Annotated in this window: 16 protein-coding genes and 1 tRNA gene; 6 read left to right on the top strand and 11 right to left on the bottom strand. The window is 41.6% G+C overall.

Going from position 1 to position 19,794, the window contains the following annotated elements; genetic code table 11:
- Positions 1-6: 6 nt before the first annotated feature.
- The gene (locus EWM62_RS13955) at positions 7-1,911 is read right to left on the bottom strand and encodes a beta-N-acetylhexosaminidase (protein WP_129877283.1); all 1,905 of its coding nucleotides are present in this window, start codon (positions 1,909-1,911) and stop codon (positions 7-9) included.
- Positions 1,912-2,136: 225 nt separating this feature from the next.
- Here EWM62_RS13955 and EWM62_RS13950 point away from each other — a divergent pair, with 225 nt between their 5' ends.
- Positions 2,137-3,531, top strand: coding sequence for a Gfo/Idh/MocA family protein (locus tag EWM62_RS13950; RefSeq protein ID WP_129877282.1), 1,395 nt, complete (start codon positions 2,137-2,139; stop codon positions 3,529-3,531).
- Positions 3,532-3,643: 112 nt separating this feature from the next.
- On the opposite strand, the gene EWM62_RS13945 is transcribed toward EWM62_RS13950, so the two are convergent.
- Positions 3,644-4,000: a winged helix-turn-helix transcriptional regulator gene (locus EWM62_RS13945; RefSeq protein ID WP_129877281.1), complete on the bottom strand. Its 357-nt coding sequence runs from the start codon at positions 3,998-4,000 to the stop codon at positions 3,644-3,646.
- Positions 4,001-4,109: 109 nt separating this feature from the next.
- Between EWM62_RS13945 and EWM62_RS13940 the strand changes: the two genes are divergently transcribed.
- Positions 4,110-4,712, top strand: a complete 603-nt coding sequence (locus tag EWM62_RS13940) for an FMN-dependent NADH-azoreductase (RefSeq protein ID WP_129877280.1) — start codon at positions 4,110-4,112, stop codon at positions 4,710-4,712.
- Positions 4,713-4,791: 79 nt separating this feature from the next.
- Here EWM62_RS13940 and EWM62_RS13935 read toward each other — a convergent pair whose 3' ends face one another.
- The 6 genes from EWM62_RS13935 to metG all read right to left on the bottom strand — a co-directional run bounded on the left by EWM62_RS13935 (position 4,792) and on the right by metG (position 10,571).
- Positions 4,792-5,172, bottom strand: coding sequence for a VOC family protein (locus tag EWM62_RS13935; protein ID WP_129877279.1), 381 nt, complete (start codon positions 5,170-5,172; stop codon positions 4,792-4,794).
- Positions 5,173-5,185: 13 nt separating this feature from the next.
- Entirely contained in the window at positions 5,186-5,725 is a 540-nt protein-coding gene (locus EWM62_RS13930; protein WP_129877278.1) for a DUF4199 domain-containing protein, read from the bottom strand.
- 534 nt (positions 5,726-6,259) lie between these two features.
- The gene (locus EWM62_RS13925; RefSeq protein ID WP_129877277.1) at positions 6,260-7,060 is read right to left on the bottom strand and encodes a hypothetical protein; all 801 of its coding nucleotides are present in this window, start codon (positions 7,058-7,060) and stop codon (positions 6,260-6,262) included.
- A 10-nt stretch (positions 7,061-7,070) separates the two neighbouring features.
- Positions 7,071-7,373, bottom strand: a complete 303-nt coding sequence (locus EWM62_RS13920) for a hypothetical protein (RefSeq protein WP_129877276.1) — start codon at positions 7,371-7,373, stop codon at positions 7,071-7,073.
- A gap of 937 nt (positions 7,374-8,310) precedes the next feature.
- Positions 8,311-8,382: transfer RNA gene (locus EWM62_RS13915), tRNA-Arg, on the bottom strand.
- Positions 8,383-8,504: 122 nt separating this feature from the next.
- Positions 8,505-10,571: a methionine--tRNA ligase gene (gene metG, locus EWM62_RS13910; protein WP_129877275.1), complete on the bottom strand. Its 2,067-nt coding sequence runs from the start codon at positions 10,569-10,571 to the stop codon at positions 8,505-8,507.
- A gap of 128 nt (positions 10,572-10,699) precedes the next feature.
- Between metG and EWM62_RS13905 the strand changes: the two genes are divergently transcribed.
- The 4 genes from EWM62_RS13905 (at position 10,700) to EWM62_RS13890 (ending at position 13,648) form a co-directional block, all read left to right on the top strand.
- Positions 10,700-11,608: a S66 peptidase family protein gene (locus EWM62_RS13905; RefSeq protein ID WP_129877274.1), complete on the top strand. Its 909-nt coding sequence runs from the start codon at positions 10,700-10,702 to the stop codon at positions 11,606-11,608.
- 20 nt (positions 11,609-11,628) lie between these two features.
- Positions 11,629-12,036, top strand: a complete 408-nt coding sequence (locus EWM62_RS13900) for a DoxX family protein (protein ID WP_129877273.1) — start codon at positions 11,629-11,631, stop codon at positions 12,034-12,036.
- Positions 12,037-12,247: 211 nt separating this feature from the next.
- Positions 12,248-12,598: a hypothetical protein gene (locus EWM62_RS13895; RefSeq protein ID WP_129877272.1), complete on the top strand. Its 351-nt coding sequence runs from the start codon at positions 12,248-12,250 to the stop codon at positions 12,596-12,598.
- Between the two features lie 348 nt (positions 12,599-12,946).
- Entirely contained in the window at positions 12,947-13,648 is a 702-nt protein-coding gene (locus EWM62_RS13890; RefSeq protein WP_129877271.1) for a toxin-antitoxin system YwqK family antitoxin, read from the top strand.
- Between the two features lie 387 nt (positions 13,649-14,035).
- On the opposite strand, the gene EWM62_RS13885 is transcribed toward EWM62_RS13890, so the two are convergent.
- From EWM62_RS13885 to EWM62_RS13875, 3 genes are all read right to left on the bottom strand, one after another.
- Positions 14,036-14,920 (bottom strand): BT_3987 domain-containing protein, encoded by an 885-nt coding sequence (locus EWM62_RS13885; protein ID WP_162499845.1) that lies wholly within the window; start codon positions 14,918-14,920, stop codon positions 14,036-14,038.
- A 63-nt stretch (positions 14,921-14,983) separates the two neighbouring features.
- Positions 14,984-16,576: a SusD/RagB family nutrient-binding outer membrane lipoprotein gene (locus EWM62_RS13880; protein WP_129877269.1), complete on the bottom strand. Its 1,593-nt coding sequence runs from the start codon at positions 16,574-16,576 to the stop codon at positions 14,984-14,986.
- Between the two features lie 12 nt (positions 16,577-16,588).
- Complete coding sequence (locus EWM62_RS13875) at positions 16,589-19,726, bottom strand: SusC/RagA family TonB-linked outer membrane protein (RefSeq protein ID WP_129877268.1); 3,138 nt, start codon at positions 19,724-19,726, stop codon at positions 16,589-16,591.
- Positions 19,727-19,794: the final 68 nt, after the last annotated feature.

The raw sequence follows: 19,794 nt of genomic DNA, 5'->3' as shown, positions 1-19,794 counted from the left end.
GAAGAATTACCTCACTCTTCTCTTTAATTCGCTTATTGGCATATTCACCATACGGCCAACCTGCTTTTTGCCACGATAGGTAACAACACGTAATAACGTAGCATCAATAGGCACGGTAAGTATGCCTGTATATTTTGGATAAAACCTATCCGGATACGAGTTATCAAAACTGTAGTAAATATCCAGGCCCGGCACTTCGGTAGTTAAAGCTACGTTAATGGTGCTATCGGCATTACGGCTTGGTTTAAAATCAGGATCGTATACGCTTGGCGCGTATTTGGTTTCCGATTGATTAAATCGGTCAAAATGCTTTTCAACCTTGGTGAAAAAGGTATTAAAATTCTTTTTAGATGCCGGCGACCAAACGCTCTCGGCCAGCGCAAAGCCACGCGGCCAGGTCATATATTCCGCCTGGCGAATGTTGTAAACCTGTTCGGTCCATAGGTTCGCTTGCCCGCCTTTTATCAGCTTGGCATCAACACCTTCGGGCACAGGGTCAAACTCATACGTTTTACTTAAACGCAATGATGCATAAACACGCGGCTCCATTACCTGGTCGCTTTGCATATAATCAAGATACACAAATGTAGTGGGGCTCATTACCACTTCGTGGCCAAGTTTGGCCGCTTCTATACCGCCTTTAACACCGCGCCAGCTCATTAAAGCAGCATTGGGGCCAATGCCGCCTTCCAGGATCTCGTCCCAGCCCATAAATTTTTTGCCTTTCGATTCTACTATCTTTTCAAGGCGTTTTTCAAAATAACTTTGCACCTCTTCCTGCGTTTTCAGGTTCTCTTTGGCCATTAAGGCCTTAACCTGGTCGCTTTGCTCCCAAAAGTTTTTAGCGCACTCGTCGCCGCCCATGTGTATATATGGGAAAGGGAACAATGCCGCTATTTCGCCAATTACTTTATCCAGAAAGGTGTAAGTAAACTCGCCCGCCGGGTTTAAGGTATTATCAACCAATGCCGGATGGCCCGGTTTGGACCAGTCCATGATCTTCTCGCCCGAACGTACTACATATTTATCTGCACCCGCGGTAGCCGATAATTCGGGGTACGATGCAACTGCAGCTAAACTATGGCCAGGTACATCAACCTCGGGCATAATGTTTACAAAGCGTTCCTTAGCATATTTAATTACTTCGCGGATATCATCCTGGGTATAAAAACCGCCATAATTGCGCGGTTCGTTTGGCTTTGGTGGGGTAAAGTTACCAAACTCGCCTTCACGCTTTACATTGAACGCGCCAACAGTAGTAAGTTTAGGGAAGCTTTTTATTTCTATTCTCCAGCCTTCATCATCCGTTAAGTGCCAGTGAAAAAGGTTCAGTTTATATTTAGCCATATTATCAATATAGCTCATTACCTCTTTTTTGGTGAAGAAATGGCGCGATACATCAAACATCAAACCCCTCCACGCAAAACGCGGGTAATCGGTAATATCTACAACCGGTACCGCCCAGGTAACATTTTTTGCTATCTCTTTACCTTCAATTTGGTTAGGCAGTAATTGCAGCAGCGTTTGTACCCCGTAGTATAAGCCGGCTTCGGTATTTGCCCTTATGGTTATACCTTTTGCTTTTGCTGATAGATAGTACCCTTCTGTGCCAATTACATTATCGGTTGTTTTATTTAACACCAGCTTAATGGCTGCAGTTGGCGCAGCAGCCTTAACGCGGATGATTTTGCCGGTAGCCGTACTAAACTTATTTTTAATGAGGTTAAGTATCGGTGTCATTGCGTCCTGCGATCCGGATTGCACAACCAAAATCTTTGGCAATACATACCGCCCGGCATGCTGGGTGATTTTAACAGGCTCGGGGATAATGGCAATACTTGTGCTGGCTTGTTGGGCAAACGCTAATGTGCCCATAAGGCATGAGCATACCAGTAATGATAGTTTTTTCATGGAGTATAATTGAGTTTTTACAATTTAGGTAACAACATGCAATTTATAACTTTTTAAATAATATTAAAAAGTTTTTTATAGTTTAGAATACGGTTTATAACTGGCTGGTTATTAATATTAGGAAACATATTATCGTTTTAGTTTTTTTGTTAAATTGCCTACCGTTAAACCGCTAATTGCGCCTGCAATTATTAACCAATTATTAAGCTTAATTAAAATTAAACCATGTCAACCGACCGTAGAAAGTTTTTGAAACACCTGGGCACATCAGTTTTACTGACATCGGCCTCGCTTACCAGCTTAGCCGCTAAAGAAGAAAATGAAGTAAGGATACTGCGCGACGAGAAGCGCGTAACGCCAAACGACAAAATACGGATAGCTACCATTGGCATGGGTATTATGGGCTTTAATGATACCAATGCGGCTTTAACTGTCCCCGGTGTGGAGCTGGTTGCGGCTTGCGACCTGTACAAAGGCCGCCTGCTACATGCAAAAGAAAAATACGGCAGCAGCCTATTTACCACCATGGACCACCGCGAGATATTGGAGCGCAAGGATATTGACGCGGTGATCATCGCTACCAGCGATAACTGGCACAGCCAGATCGCCATCGACGCTATGCGTAAGGGCAAGGCTGTGTATAGCGAAAAGCCGATGATCCACAAGATAAGCCAGGGGCTTGAAGAGATCCAGGTGCAAAAGGATACCAAGATGGTTTTCCAGGTGGGCAGCCAGCGGGTAAGCAGCATTGCCTACCGCAAGGCAAAAGAGATGTACGAATCGGGCGCTATTGGTAAGATCAACTCCATCGAAGCATCGTTTAACCGCCAAAGCGCTTTGGGCGCCTGGCAGTATACCATACCCGGCGACGGCAATGTACAAAATGTAGATTGGGCGCGTTTCCAGGCAAACTCAAGTGTTAAGCACGATTTTGATAAGAACCGCTTTTTCCGCTGGAGGAATTACCGCGAATATGGCACCGGTGTAGCCGGCGATCTATTTGTCCATTTACTTAGCGGCATCCACTTTATCACCGGATCAAAGGGCCCCGAGAGCATTTATTCTATCGGCGACCTGGCGTATTGGAAGGATGGCCGCAATGTACCTGATGTAATGAGCGCGGTTGTACGCTATGGCGAAACCAAGGAGCACCCCGCTTTCCAGGTTACTCTGCGTGTAAACTTTATTAGCGGCGAGGGCGATAAAACCACCACCAAAATTGTTGGCTCGGAAGGGGTGATGGATATTGGCGGCGAAGGCGAAGCCTTTACCATCCATCAGAATAAAATGCCTGAAGCGCCGGGTATTGGCGGTTGGGATTCGCTGTTCACCTACACCGAAAGCGAGCAAAAAGCCCTGATGGACGATTACAACAAACGCTGGACAAAAGCACAGCAGGATACCCCACAGTTCCAGGCCATTAACTACCGTGCACCAGAGGGCTATAACGCTTCTAACGACCACTTCGCCAACTTTATGGAATCGGTGCGCACGGGCAAACCTGTTGTGGAAGATGCCGTGTTTGGCTTTAGGGCCGCGGCGCCTGCCCTGGCCTGTAACGACAGCTATTTTGAAAACAGGCTGATCCACTGGGATGCAGAAAATATGAAGATAGTTTAAAACCGGGCGCCCTATCCCCGAAGGGACACTTAGAAATATAATGAATGGCTGTTGATTTTCGACAGCCATTTTTTTTGTCCCGGCGATAGAAGCTTTCTGCTTTACAGGTTGTCTACCTTTCGTTCCGTAGTTTATCGCGATGCCGGGTGCCCCATTCAGATAACGAAGTCAGCACATCGCCCAGGGTATCGGCATAGGCTGTTATCTGGTACTCTACCACTACGGGCGTTTGCGCATGCACTATCCGTGTTACAAAGCCGTTTAGCTCAAGCTCTTTTAATTCGCTGGATAATACCCTGGCAGATATCCCGTCTACTGCGCGCTGTATCTCATTAAAGCGTTTGCTGCCTTCGCGCAATGCCACTATTACCCGCAGTTTCCATTTACCCCCAATTACATACAGCGCATCGCCGATAGATGTTAATCTCGCCGAACATTCACCCTGTGTAAGCCTTTGTGCTTTACTCATAACTTATTGATATTAAGAAAACTAACGAAAAGGTTACCGCTAACCTTTTGTATACTACTAATATTTTATAAGCAAATGTACATAGCTTTGACCAATAAATTTTAATAAAATGAAAAAGATACTTCATATAATATCCAGCCCAAGGGGCGATGCATCCATGAGTATTAAACTCGGAAACGCTATAATTGAAAAAATACAGGCCGGATACCCCGGCAGCAGTGTGCACGAGCATAACCTGGTTACGCAGCAATTCCCCCACCTGGAAGAATCGCACCTAACCTCGTTCTTTACCCCGGCAGAAAGCCGCACACCCGCAGACCTGACAGCTATACAGCACTCGGAAGAAGCAATTGCAGAGATAAGGGATGCAGATATTATCGTTATCGGCGTGCCTATCTACAATTTTAATATCCCATCAACCCTAAAGGCCTGGTTAGATCATATTGTTAGGCGGGGCGTTACTTTTAAGTATGACGAGAACGGCCCCCAGGGGTTACTTGACAATAGGAAGGTTTACCTCGCCCTATCATCCGGCGGTGTTTTTTCTGAAGGGCCTATGACCGGGCTCGATTTTGCTGTCCCTTACCTGAAGCACCTGCTGGGCTTTATTGGCCTTAACGATGTTACCGTTGTAAGGGCAGAAGGCCTGTCGATACCAGGCATACAGGATTCTGCTTTAGAAAAAGGCATTAATAGCGTTGTGATAGCTTAAGCGTTTTCCCATAAAAACAAAATGCCTGTAGGAAAACCTGCAGGCATTTTGTTTTTTTAGACCATTATGATATCCCGTTCTATTCGTCCTTGGGTTCCCAAAGCTCAATGATGTTGCCTTCGGGATCCAGGATGTGCAGGAACTTGCCGTAATCATATTCGGCAATTTCATCAACAATGGTTACGTTATCCTTTTTCAGTTCCTCAACCAGCGCAACCAGGTCCTCTACCCGATAATTGATCATAAAGGGCTTTTCGGACGGGTTAAAGTATTTGGTATCCTGCGGGAACGCGCACCAGGATGTGGATCCTGTTTTGGACGGATCATCGGCCTGCCGCCACTCAAACGTAGTTCCGTATTCGCTTGTTGTTAGCCCCAGGTTTTTAGCATACCATTCGTTCATATTTTTAGGGTCGCTGCATTTAAAAAACACCCCGCCCAGGCCTGTTACTTTTTTCATATAGTTTGTTGTTTTATACGTTTACTGTAGTAGGTTCAGATCTGCGCTTAAGTACAAGCGCTGCAATTAACGACATTACAATGCCAACCGGCGCAATTTCCATATAGGTAAACATCGCCCTAAAGGCAGCGCTTGTTTTATACCTGGTCATCATGGCAGCCATCTCTGCCGACTGCTTTTGTATCTCCGCAGCGCTGAGTCCGCCGGCCTTCATTTCGGCTACCGCCTGCGCCTGGTATTTTTCGCCAAAATCGGGCACAAAATAAGCAAAGTCTATCATCCAGATCGCCACGTAAACCGTAGAGGCGATAAGTGTTATCAAAAGGCCAATACCCAGCGCTTTACCAAAAGTTATCTGGCCATTACTGTAATTATCCCGGTAATTTTTGATGCCCACAAAGATCAGCGAAAACGCCAATACCATAGTGGCGTACCCGAAGATCATCCGGGTGGTCAGGCTTAAGCTATCGCCAATAACCGCCTCGCTCAGCACGCCCCACGATACACTTATAATGCCCGCTATAATCCCGCAAACCCAGATTATCTTTTTCATTTTATTTATTGGTTTAGTTTAAAGTCTGCTCAAAAATGCAGCAATGCTTTATGTTTTGGGTCATACTTTTGGGTGATTTTAAAGGAAAGCTACTATAACTAATGTAATAAATATCCGGCTTATGTAAGTTAAACAAAAAACCCTTCAGATTTCATCTAAAGGGTTTTAACTTTTTAGTGGTCCCGACGAGAATCGAACGTACCACTCTGATTTAAACACACTTTCTAATGTGTTTTTAGTAAATTCGCTTTGTACACTCACCAAATTTTCAGTTGTTTTTGGTTGCAAATGCTATAATATAAATTTCGTCAATTTAAACCTAATTAGCAAATAATAAAACCCTTTCTTGCTTAATCTTTAAGGAAACCCGTCCGATCTGGTCATCGAATCCGCTATTCAACTGCATAACGAAATGTTTGTGATGAACTTGGAGATATGAGGAAATTTTCCTCTTGAAGGAATCAGCTATAAAAGTAGCTAAAGGAAACAATTTCCAACATGTAATAGTCAAAAATCATTAATTTGAATAGTAACCTATTTAGCTTTTGAAGCGGGACTACTCGTTGCCGGCTTATTTAGTTCAGCCTCGTGTGGCACGATATAAAAATAAGTGAATGCCAAGGTCGCGATCACAGAAAAAATAGCTATTGCAATGGTTACCCATATATTTACTTTAAAGCGATTGTCCTCCTTACCAATCTTTGCTAATTCAAGTTCATGTGCTCTTTCCTTTTCCAGTTCCAGTGCTTCCAGTCTTTTTTCCTCAAGAATACGTTCTTGCTGATGCTCAACGAATAGACCAGTATAAGCTAACAGTTCAACATCCCAGTTCATTAAAACGGTTGTAATTTTCTCATTCTTAATAATTTTCTCTGCCGTAGTTAGCTGTGGATCAATTTCTGAACTCAACTGTTCATTTAGCTGCTTGGAAGAATGGATTTTTGAAATGAGTTTTTGGACCTCTGCCAGTTCCACCATTATTTTACTAAAATACGCTGGATAGACTGCATGTATAACACTGTGCGAAAAATCATCGCTGTAATTTTTGAACTTTTTAATTAAAATAACACATATTAACGAAAACACATCATAATAAGACCTATACAAATGTTCTCTTGCTCCGTAATAATTTTCCTCGAACTTTTTGTCATCATTTTCGCATGCTTTATCTAAATAGCTATATAAATGAAACAGCACGCTGCGTAACTCATTAATGTAAGTTATTTCTACTTTATCACCTAGAGTTTCCAGGTATTTTGCATACTGCGTTGTTTTTTCGAACAAAGCATAGGTCTCCTGAAAGAATTCATGGAATTCTTTCGATTTATCAGCCATTTAGCTAAGGTTACGGTTTATAATTGATTAAAGATTCCAAATCATAACCTAAAACTTCTTCAATTAAATCCTGAGATTGTTTATAGGTTCTAATATTACCCATCATCAGGTTAACGCTGCCGCGAACCTTTTGAAAACCAAACTGACTTTCATCTTTATCTTTGAGATCGAAATCCAAATCTTTTAAATCAGTAATTTGATACCGGGCCTTTAAAAAAGCTTCTATTGTCTTTCCTTCGGCCTGATATTTTTGTATATCTCCCTCCAAATTTTTTGAAAAATCAGGGGCCGGCGTTTGGCCCTTTTCTTTCATAATCGACATATTAAGCATATATAACTTTTTGAATAAACAGGATGCAAAGATACAACATTAATAAATGTCAAACAATAGTTATCAACACCATGTGCAGTTGTTAACACTTGCATAGATTTTATCATTCCAGTATTTAATTACAAAAAACAGCATCTTTTATAAAACAGAATTTGTTAGTTATTAACAAAATGTGGATAACCAATAGCTCCTTTCGCTTTAACTAAACGTAAAATACTGTTTATCAAATATTTAAGTAACAAAAATACGTCTTCTAAAAACTTTCAACAAAGCCATCTTATTAACATTTTAGGTGGAAAACCTTATCCCTAATAATACAGAATCGTCTTATTTTATCAATTCTTAACAACCCATGTAGGCAACTATTTTTAATATTCCATTCTTTACGTACAGGTTTGTATTCATTTTCTTGTTGTTTAAGCTCCAAATCTACCTTTGCGAAGTTTTCGCATCAAGATGTTTCAAAGTGAAACATGTTCGGGATTAAGGCTATGAATAATTCTAATTTGACATGTAACTCACCTGTTTTCAGGCTAAATAACACAAATAGTGAGCTCAAAAACACGGGAAAAGTACACCCAATGGTATTGTTTTAGGCGTTTTCATTCGTTTCTGCAGCCTACGTTCAGATATGGGTCGGAATCGAACCTAAATAGAGTTTTTTAAAATTCTGATTTAAAGAATGTTACGAATTTTCTAAAATTTGGATTTTAACCTGCACAGAATTTAATTAATCCACATATAAGTATCTAATTTAAAGACACTATATAGCAATTGGTGAGTAAGAATAAGTGGATTTCCTCACCTAATCACACTACTTATTCAAATAGAGCATTCAAAATGGAGGTTTTTTACAATTAAAAAACCCTATAAATATGTAATTTATAGGGTTTTAGTGGTTTCTACCACTAAGGTTCAGTGGTCCCGACGAGAATCGAACTCATATCTAAAGTTTAGGAAACTTCTATTCTATCCGTTGAACTACGGGACCAATGTTTATTTCGGATTTCGGATGTTCGATTTCGAATTTCCTTGTCCGGGTGCAAAGGTGCAAATTATACTTGAAAATTCAACACGCACATATGCATATTTTCATATCTGCATATATATAATTTATCTTATTACAGATCCGTTTGGCATTTCATCAGCAGGGGCTACAAAGCTTAGCTTGCCCTCGGCATTCTCGGCCATCAGTATCATCCCTTGCGACATGATGCCTTTTATTTCGCGTGGTTCCAGGTTTACCAGTATGCTTACCTGTTTGCCTATGATGGCTTCGGGTTCGTAATGTTCGGCAATGCCCGATACCACGGTACGCTGGTCGATGCCTGTATCTATTGTTAGCTTTAACAGTTTTTTGGTTTTGGCAACCTTTTCGGCGGTTAGGATAGTGCCGGTACGGATATCCATCCCTACAAATTCATCAAAGGTAATATTTGTTTTTGCCGGCGCTACAACGGGCTGCTGTACCACTGCCGATGCCGCTTTTTTATCTGCCAGTTTTTGAATCTGTTTCTCAATCGCTTCGTCTTCCACTTTTTCGAACAATAAAGCAGATGGGTTTAATTGGTGGCCATTTACAAATTCCAATTCCTGATCAAAAGTCACGGGATCTAAATTCAGCATGCCAAATATTTTGGTGGCCGTGGCCGGTAAAAATGGCTGCAGGCAGGTGGCCAGGTGGCCTATTAGTATCAAACTGTTATGTAAGGCTGTTTTGGCGGCCTGTGGGTCGCTTTTAATAGTTTTCCATGGCTCTTGCTCGGTAAGGTAGCGGTTACCAAGGCGGGCCATATCCATTACACTTTGCAAGGCCGCGCGGAAACGATAGTTCTCCAGGTTTTTACCCAGGTCGTCATAATACCCGCCTAACTCGGCATCTATTTTGGCATCGGTTAGTTTAATAACAGCGCTGTCGCTTTCTACCTTGCCATCATAGTACTTGTGCATCAGTATCATTACGCGGTTAACATAGTTACCCAAAATGGCAACCAGCTCATTATTCACACGTGCCTGGTAATCTTTCCAGGTAAATTCGCTGTCGCTTGTTTCGGGCAGTATGGATGTAAGTACGTAGCGCAGCTCGTCCTGCTTACCGGGGAATTCCTCCAGGTACTCGTGCAGCCAAACCGCGTGGTTGCGGGATGTGGACAGCTTATCGCCCTCCAAGTTTAAAAATTCGTTGGCAGGTACGTTTTGCGGCAGTATATAATCGCCATGCGCCTTTAATATCGCCGGGAAAATAATGCAATGGAACACGATATTATCCTTACCAATAAAGTGCATCAGGCAGGCATCGTCTTCTGTATTAACCTGTTTTTTCCAGTATTGCTGCCAGTCTTTACCCTTATCAATCGCCCATTGTTTGGTGGCGGATATATAGCCTATTGGCGCATCCATCCACACGTAAAGCTTTTTGCCCTTCGCTTCTTCAAGGGGCACATCTATTCCCCAATCCAGGTCGCGGGTCATGGAGCGTGGCTGCAGGCCCGATTTTAACCACGAGCGGCATTGACCAAATACATTCACCTTCCACTCGCCTTCTTTTTCATCAATCCATTTCTCTAACCATGGCTGGTATTTATCTAAAGGCAAATACCAGTGCTTGGTAGGTTTTAAAACAGGCTTTTTATTGCTTAGGGTTGATATAGGGTCGATCAGGTCTGTTGGGTTTAACGATGTGCCGCAGTTTTCGCACTGGTCGCCGTAAGCTTTATCGTAGCTGCAAACGGGGCAGGTACCGGTAATATAACGGTCGGCCAAAAACTGGTCGAAATCTTCATCATAATATTGCTCGGAGTATTTCTCAATAAACTCACCCTTTTCGTACAGGTTCAGGAAAAACTCCTGCGACAGATCGTGATGTATGGCCGATGAGGTGCGGTGATAAATATCAAAAGCTATCCCAAACTCTTCAAAACTATTCTTTATTTGGGTATGGTATTTATCAATAATAGCCTGGGGCGTAGTGCCTTCCTTTTTAGCTTTTATGGTGATGGCCGCGCCGTGCTCGTCCGAGCCGCAGATGTACACCACATCCTTTTTCATCAGTCGCAGGTAACGTACAAAAATATCTGCCGGCAGGTAGGCGCCCGCCAAATGGCCAATATGCAGCGGCCCGTTTGCGTAAGGCAATGCCGATGTTATGGTGTATCTTTTATATTTATTAAGTTGCGACATTAAACAGGGATGTTTATTAATTTGCAAAGATAACTTTTTAGTCGGAGAGATAGAACGGACGAAAGACAGAAAGACAAAGGATTAAAGACTGCTTTTCTAAGGAACATTAACCCACAACTTACCGAATAATGTCAGTATCAACCGAAACACAAGTACCCTACCTTAAAAGAGGCGACAAAGTGGCCATTACCTGCCCGGCCAAAAAGCTGCCCATCCCCATGACGGATGCTGTGAACCTTTTAACATCCTGGGGACTTGAAGTAGTGCTTGGCAAAACCGTGAATGCAAGCTACCACCAGTTTGCCGGGGATGATGCCCTCAGGGCGGCAGATTTGCAGCGCTTTATCGATGACGATACCATTAAGGCCATCATTTGCGCCAGGGGAGGCTACGGTACCATCCGGATGGTTGATAGGGTTGATTTTAGTCGTTTACAAACCAATCCTAAATGGCTGGTTGGCTTTAGTGATATCACTTTGTTGCATTCGCATGTTATTGCCAATTATAACCTGCCCTGCATCCACGGCCAAATGCCGTTGAACATTCCCGATGCTTCGGCATACTCCCTTGAAACGCTCAGGAAGGCATTATTTGGCGAAGTATTAAGCTACCGGATCAAACCGAACCTTTTAAACCGACAAGGCGAATGCAGCGGCATATTAATAGGCGGCAACCTTTCGCTTTTATTGGCCGTAAATAATTCGGTAAGCGATATGGACTATACCGGAAGCATTTTATTTATAGAAGATGTTGGCGAATACCTTTATGCTGTTGACCGTATGCTGCGCGCACTTAAACGCGCCGGCAAGATGAAAAACCTGGCAGGCCTGATTGTGGGTGCCTTCACTGATCTGAAAGATAACGACATCCCATTCGGACAAACACTCCCCGAATTGGTAATGGATGTAGTTGCAGAATACGGCTACCCGGTTTGTTTCGATTTTCCGGCGGGGCATGTGTCAAATAATTGCAGCCTTATACTGGGTAAAACGCTGCATTTATCGGTGCAAACCGATGAGGTTAATATGAGTTATTAATAAGATAAAACAGAGTGAATATGACATATTTAAGCAGTTTAAATAACTATCGTAACACCGGCTTGCTAATTATGCAGCTCGGGCTTGGTGCAATGATGATATACCACGGTTACCCCAAATTACTGGGCGGCACCGAAATGTGGGCAGGCCTTGGCAGTTCCACAAAATATGTAGGCGTAACCTTTTTACCGGTAATGTGGGGGTTTTTAGCTGCCTTAACCGAAACACTGGGCGGCTTTCTAATACTGATAGGCCTGGCTTTTAGGCCGGCAGCATTTTTTTTAATGATCAATCTGATTGTTGCAGCGGCCACCCATTTGGGCAAAGGTGATGGCTTAAACGGGGCTGCGCATGCTGTTGAACTTGCTTTTGTATTTGCAGGGCTGATATTTGTAGGGCCCGGTAAATACAGTGTAGATAAAAAGTGAATGAAGAACTTTGTGCTTAGCCCCCCTAAGCCTTAAGTTTACTTAAATGTATTAATACAAGGCGAATCGTAACGGTTAAATTTTCTGTTATGCAGTTTATCTGCTTGTTATTTTAAATGTGTTGAAAATATAACTGTTGCTAATTTCTTTCAACCAATCGTTTTTTGGTAAATTAGATTAATTAATAAATTATTAACCTAATCACCTTATCATGAAAAAGTCTCTAATCTTCTTAGGAAGCGTGCTTTTAATTTTGCCCCTGTCCTCTTTTAAAAGTGTATCAAATCAAAAGATCATCTCAGTTCATCAAAAACAGTTGCAAACATGGGATGCGGGCTATTTTACCGTAGGCAGCCAAATGTACCATGCGTATGCTGATCAACAGGAAGGAACAATTGTAGCCCTCTACAGAAGCCCAGGTGAGGGCAACCCGGATGGTATTGCTATTACAACTTTTTCGGGTTATAGTTATACTGCCCCGCCACCATCATATTCCGCTTCTGTTAACGTAACCTTCACTGATGGCACTTCAAAACATTATAAAGGACCGGTTACATATTAACTAATCATAAATCTTTGTCCTTTAAAAGGGAGGTATAACATCTCCCTTTTTTTATAACTGATAGCGAAAACAAAACACCATTAGCTTCTTTGCCAAGTGCCATTGATAGTATCGGGGAGTAAGCAATAATCACGAGGCAACTCTAAGATTCACTAAATTTTTAGTTGCTATTTTGTAACAATAACGTTACGTATCGAGTGCTTTCTTCTGGCAAAACTAAGTTTTACGTTCATTTTAATGCTTTGCAAATTTTGCCGTTCTAAAATAATGCTTTATAGAAATAACGGGCTTAAAGAGTTTAATTATAAAACAATAAAATTTATATATTTATATATAAATATAAACCACATGAAAAAGATAACCGCCTTAGCGCTTTTGCTGACACCGCTGGTAGCCATGTCGCAAGACAAAGTTGTAACAAAAAAGATCTCACTTAATTTAACAGAGCAATACCGTGTTTTAGCCGATAAAGATGTACGGCAAGGCTTATATATGGTAACCGATGCCGACGGTGGCGCCCTTGTAAGGGGGAAATATGATCAGGGCAAAAAAACAGGCGTATGGATGTTTTATGGCCCGAATAATCAATTAGTACAGCAGTACGATTATACTAACTCACGAATGGTGTATACTAACCTGGATTCGGGCTCGTATGTTCAAACGGATTACTCTGTTTCTGCACCGGATAAGGCTACGGTATTACCTCCGGTAAAAATCGGCGGTTCAACCCTGGCATTCCTTACCTTTTATAACTCAAAAGATATCCCACCGGCAATTACAAAAGAGAAATCGGATATAAGTATAAAGTATACTGTAAATGTTGAACCCACCGGACAAATTGCCGATGTATATGCAGATTATGAAAGCAACGGAACCCAGGAACATAAAAAACTTTATGTAAAAGCGAATTCATCGGGCCTGCTTGATTTTATACCCGCTAAAGTTGATGGGCAACCGGTTAAAAGCACTGTTATTTTAGCAACTACTGTTGGCACCGACCTTATAAAGGTTAATTATAATAACCAGATCATGAACAGTCAGAAAAATTAGATTATCTTTTTTATAAAAAACCCGATAGTTTTACAACTATCGGGTTTTTTTTACACTAACCGGCCATTCGTTATTATCATAACTCATTTGTTGTACCCCGTTCACATAATTTGCGGCTTAGCATAAATCACTTTATGATCTCTTATTCTCGCTATCTGTATTTTCTGTTTACTTAGAATATAGGAATAGCTTGCTAAATACAACGCATTGCAACATGCTCTTAGGCAGAATGCTATTAAAACACCTGTTCTGATAAGCTATCACATTCCCTACTGATAGTATCAACTATTCCTATCTTCAGCTAAATACATTATAAATATTCAACGTTAAACAAAAAAGGCTGCCCACTTTCTGGGCAGCCTTTTATTATCAAATCTACAGCGTAGATTATGGTTTTAAAGTCAACGTTTCGTGTATTACACGGAAACCTCCACCACCAGTATATTGGTAGTTTAAGTGGTACGTTTTGGTAGCAGGATCGTAATAGTTATCCTGACCCGGTACCGGAACGATAGGCTGAGAGGCACTTAATGCTCCGTCGAAAGTAACCAGGTTAGTAGTAGGATTAACAGTTATTATCAACGATCCACCAACGTCACCAATAGATGATAAGTTAGAGTTAGGGCCGGTTGTTAATAACGATTTATCTGCATTCAGATCCCTTGGGCCTGCAGTTGGGTGAACAAACTGACCGCTTGAATGATATACACCATCATATTGGTTTTTGTATTTCACACCATATATTACCGTACCAAAGTTACCGCTAACAGTACCCATAGATGCTGATGTAATAGTAAGAGGTATTACATAATTATGGTCAAAGTCAAACAAGCTTGGGTTAACAGTAATTGATACCACTGCCCTGCGTGTGCCTTTTTTGATAACCACATTTGCGGGTATCTGGTAAGATGCTGTTGGCGCGTTGGTAAGCAAGTCGCCTTGTACGTCTGCTTCAGCGTCATCAGGATCTTCACCGTTAGCTATTGCGTCTGCTCTGGCATCTGCAATAGTTTTGGCATTTGTGCGCGGAACCGCGTCACCGTTAACACCTAAATTTACGGTAATGTCTTCAGGTGCTACATCAGTTCCTGAGTAACTTACTGTTACATCAAACTTATCCGAAGTTGAGTATGTAAAGCCCTTTGTATACGCTGGATATAGATCTGTAGTTCCAGACGTATATGCATCGGTTGTATAAAACTCAACTATATTTTGAGGCTTCCCCCCAATTATCGGTTCATCCTTTAAACAAGAACTTAATCCTGTTACCAAGGCTAAAACCGAAGCTATTTTTAAATATTTTTTCATTTCTTTAAAATTTAAACAATTTAACTTTTATCTAGCCCAGAAAATCTTGTCAGTATAAGGACTTACACCACTTGGCACATTCGAGCTGTTGTAAGTGTATTCAGAAACAGGATATAATACGCGGGTAGGCAATTTATCCGGACCTGTAGCCTGTGATACTATCGAAGCAAACGAAGTGGTAGCAGAGTTACCTGTAGAACGTGGGTAACCCGTTCTTCTGTACTCGTTCCAGCTTTCGCCACCAAATTGGTAAATTAAAGCGATATACTTTTGGGTGATTATTGCTTCAAGTCTTTGGGCATCAGTTGTTGCGTCTTCGTAATGAACTAAGTAATTGCCTTCGTTAGCTTCCTTGTCCATATAATCCTGATAATATGGCTCCCAATCTTCTACATAATTAGGAGTAGTTGCGCTGTTTGGACCATTCGCCCTAAACAAATAAGCGTAAGCACTTTTAACACCATTATCAAAATTAGTCTTAGCTGTACCGGCCAATATTCCTTTAAGATTAGCTTCTGCCTGTAAGAAGTAACTTTCAGACGCAAGCATAATTGGTTGAGGAGCCGTTTCGCCTTTGAATATCCCTTCACCATTGCTTCCTAAAGATGCGTAAGTGTACCAAAATGCAGGGGTTGGTGCTTTAGGTGCATCTGCCCCGGTATAACCTAACTGGTTAGCTGGTGTAGTTGTGCCATTTGTTCCGCCCCATTGTTGGAAGATAAGCACGCCACGGGTGTCATCAAGTATTTTTGTTCCGTTAAAGAATGTCAAAACATATGGAGATGGCATGTAAACGTTAGCAGCAGTACGCGCAGCACCGGTTTCTGAATAAGCCCATCTGTCCCAGTATGGATTTTGCTTGCCTGCAACTTTAGTGTACCCAGGTTGTACTAAAACATCATTGGTTACAAAACCAACAGCTGCATCGGGAGTTGCTTTTGTGAAAGCAACTTTACCACCTGCGCGAATAATTAAGCGCAATTTAAGGGTATTACCAAATTTGGCCCACTTTTTTGGATCGCCACCAAACATTGGATCAGAAGTACCATTGAATATTTTTGGCACACTGGCAGCAGGTACGGTGTTCATGAAAGCAACAGCCGCATCAAGTTTGTCGCCAAGGTCTTTGTAAATATCTTCAGCCTTGTCATATTTTGGCTGCAATTTATCAAGTCCTTTTAATGCTTCAGTATAAGGTACATCATTATATGTATCTACCAGCATTTGGTAGTCATATGCCTTCATGATGTTTGCCGCAGCGTTAAATACGTTGGCTTCATCTGTTTTGTTTATCACATATTGATAATCTTCAAGGTTATCATAAGTGTTTTGGAACAGTCCGTTGTAATCACCGGTGGTGAAAGCGTAAGATATTAATACACCTAAGCTACCAAAACCACCTGCATTACCAAAGTAACCGTTCAGGGCTGATCCGTAAGAGTTATAATCTCCGGTATTAACAGCCAGCGCGGCTGTGGCAACAATTGCCTGGGGCAACACTAACTCCGGCGTTGATTGCAGCGGGTCGTTAGGATTGGTGTTGACATCTAAATATTTCTTGCAAGACGTTGCAGATAATAAACAGATACCTGATAAAACTATACTAAATATTTTTTTCATGATATTTTTTACTTAAAAAGTTACTGAGATAGTACCACCGAAGTAACGAGACGGAGGTGTTTGTCCCAAGTTTGTTAAACCAATTGCGTTACCGCTTGAGTTACCATCACCATCGCTATACTCAGGATCGGTATAAGCATTTGATTTTGGAGTAAACAAGAACAAGTTACGGCCTTGTACGCTTAGCGTTACAGCTTTAATAGCTTTAGTTTTGCCTAATAATGATTTTGGCAGATCGTAAGATAAAGCGGCTTCACGTATTTTCCAGAAAGCACCAGAGTAAACGTAGTTGATATCCATGCTTGAGCGAGGATCATCTGTCCAGTAACCGGTACCACCATCACGTACAGTGATATTAGTGTTTGGAACATAAGAACCAGTGGCTGCGTCAAGGTAAACCGAGTTAGGGATCACGAAACGATCGCGATTGTAGTAACCGCTAAAGTATGATGAACCAGAGAAGTCAAAAGTACCGGCTGCAGCATTGTAGATGTTGTAACCACCACGATATTCAGCTAAAGCTGAAAAACGCAAACCTTTGTATTTTACCGACAGGTTAACAGCTAACACATCTTTTGGCTGAGCGTTACCTAAAACAGTAACCTGATCTGATGCTGTTGGGTAACCAGTGATTGGGTCAACAATGATACGTCCTTGATCATCACGGGTGTAATCATGACCCATAATAACCGGGAAAGGCTGACCAGCAACTGCATAAGAACCGGCACCACCACCATAAACACCTAAGCTTAAACGCTGGATATCAGCAGATATCGATTCAACATTATTAGTTATGTGGGTATAGTTAGCACCGATTGTTAAATCCCAGTCGCGGTTTCTGAAAGCAGTTAAGTTAACGGAGCTTTCATAACCTTTTGAACTTGTTTGGCCAACATTGGTTCTGTAAGTGTTGAAACCTGTAGCAGTAGATACACCTGTTTCGATAGTTTGTGCATCAGTTTTTGTACTAAAGTAAGTGAACTTTGTAGAAACCCTGTTATCCCAGAAGTTTGCATCAAAACCTAACTCATAACCTTTGGTGATCTCTGGTTTAAGATCGGTAGATACAATGGTGTTACTGATAGTGTGACCACCAGCACCATTATACGGATAACCAGCACCCTGGCCGAAAGTAGGATCTAACGAGTAAGCACCAAAAGTTCCTGGTAAGTTAACCTGACCAACTTTAGATATACCACCACGTATTTTGATGAAATCGATACCTTTAATGTCCTTTAATTCTTTAAAAGCATCTGTAACTACGAATGATACGTCAGCTGCAGGGTAGAAGAATGAGCGGTTTTTAGGTAATAATACCGAAACCCAGTCATTACGGCCTGTAGCGTGTAAGAATAAGTAATCTTTGTAACCAACTGTAAAGTCACCGTATACGCCCTCTTGGTGAGCATTATATTGTGATCCGGAAGCAGTTGGTGTATTAGTACTGTTACCTAAGTTAAATACACCCGGCACAACCAAACCATTAACAGTAGCTGTTAAATCTTTTTGGTTATCATTACGGATACTGGCACCTAAGATAAGTTTGAAGCTAAAATCATCAACCGATTTTCTGATACCAACCAGGAAATCTGAATTGATACGGGTTTGATAATATGCGTAATCCTGGTTTGAACCTAAGATATCATTTACCTTGTATGTACCGGCTAACTCGGGGCGGGTTTTAGTGTAATCAGTAAACGCGAATTTATCAGCAAATACCTTTTGGCTTGTATTACGGGTTGTAATACCTACACGGTAAGTGAAGTCCAACCATTTTGTTGGGTTGTATTTCATCTCCACGTTACCTACCAAATAATCATTCCTTGTTTTTTGACGGTAGTTACCGGCAATAAAGTAAGGGTTGTTATAGTAAGCATTAAAGTAACCATTAGGGTTTGCATACTCATTGTTTCTCCAGTCTGAATAATCGGTAATGTCGATCTGACCGGGGCTGTTCAACAAGTTGTTGTAAATAGTTGCTGTTTGGTTGGTAATATCGTACCTGTTTTGAGTGTAACCAACAGTATAAGTTAAGTTAAGGTTGTCAAGGATCTTTTGAGTTCCGTTAACCCTTAAGTTAGCACGGTTAAATTTATCACCAGGAGTAGTACCTGTTACATTAGCGTACTGGCCAGAGGTATAGATAGTAGACCTATCGTTACCAGATGATAAGTTGAAATCTGTTTGGTTGGTTAAACCGTTTTGCCAAAATTTATTTTTAGCATCCTTATAAGAGTAAGGGATCATTTGTTGATCGCCATTTTCTAACGGTAAACCTACAGGCCTTACAACACCGTCGTAAGCCGGGCCAAACTGCTGATTTTCGTAAGCGATGTAAGCCTGAATATCACCAGATGAACCTGAACCGAAACCGGTTTGAAATTTAGGATAAAAAGAAACCTGCTCAATTGTTGTAGTGTTAGACACACGAATTGAAGTTTGGCCTCTTGTACCTTTTTTGGTAGTGATGATGATCGCACCGTTTGATGCTTCAGAACCATATAACGCCGCAGCACCTGCACCATTCAAAACCTGGATATCATCGATATCTTCCGGGTTGATGTTGCTTAAGATAGCGTTAGGAACAATAACGTTATCAACCACGATTAACGCGTCGTTATTACCCTTTAAAGAACGCATACCACGTAAAACTACACGATAGTTAGGGTTAACACCGCTGCTTGTTGCGTTGATTCTTAAACCGGCAACTTTACCGTTTAAACCTGCAATGGCATTCACCGGCTTAGAAGCTGTTAAAGCAGCAGGCTTAATAGTGGTTGAAGAATAACCCTGCTCTTTTTTACGGGCTTCCAAACCACCCGCTGTTACTACCACTTCGCTAAGCTGATTGGCTGTTGATGCCAGAACAATGTTTATAACATCGCCCGAACCGATAGACACGGACTGCCTGTCGAAACCAATAAACGAAAAGCTTAATGTTTTTGCCGTAGCAGGCACATTTAATGAGAATTTACCGGAAGCATTGGTTTGAGTACCAACTGTAGTTCCGGTTACTGTAACACTTACTCCTGGCAACGGCAAGCCGTCATCCTTTGAAGTAACTGTACCAGTAATTGTACGATTTTGTGCATATACCTGTGTTATGCATAACATCAGGAAACACAAACTTACTAGTAGAAGTTTTTTCATGTTTGTTAATAATAAGATCAGTTAATAGTTAATTAGTCATAAAAGTAGTGTTCCGGTATCAATAAATC

The sequence above is a fragment of the Mucilaginibacter terrigena genome, assembly GCF_004168255.1.
Classification (GTDB): Bacteria; Bacteroidota; Bacteroidia; order Sphingobacteriales; family Sphingobacteriaceae; genus Mucilaginibacter; species Mucilaginibacter terrigena.
Note: the sequence above shows the minus strand (reverse complement) of the source record. Positions and strands in the feature narration are given on the sequence as shown.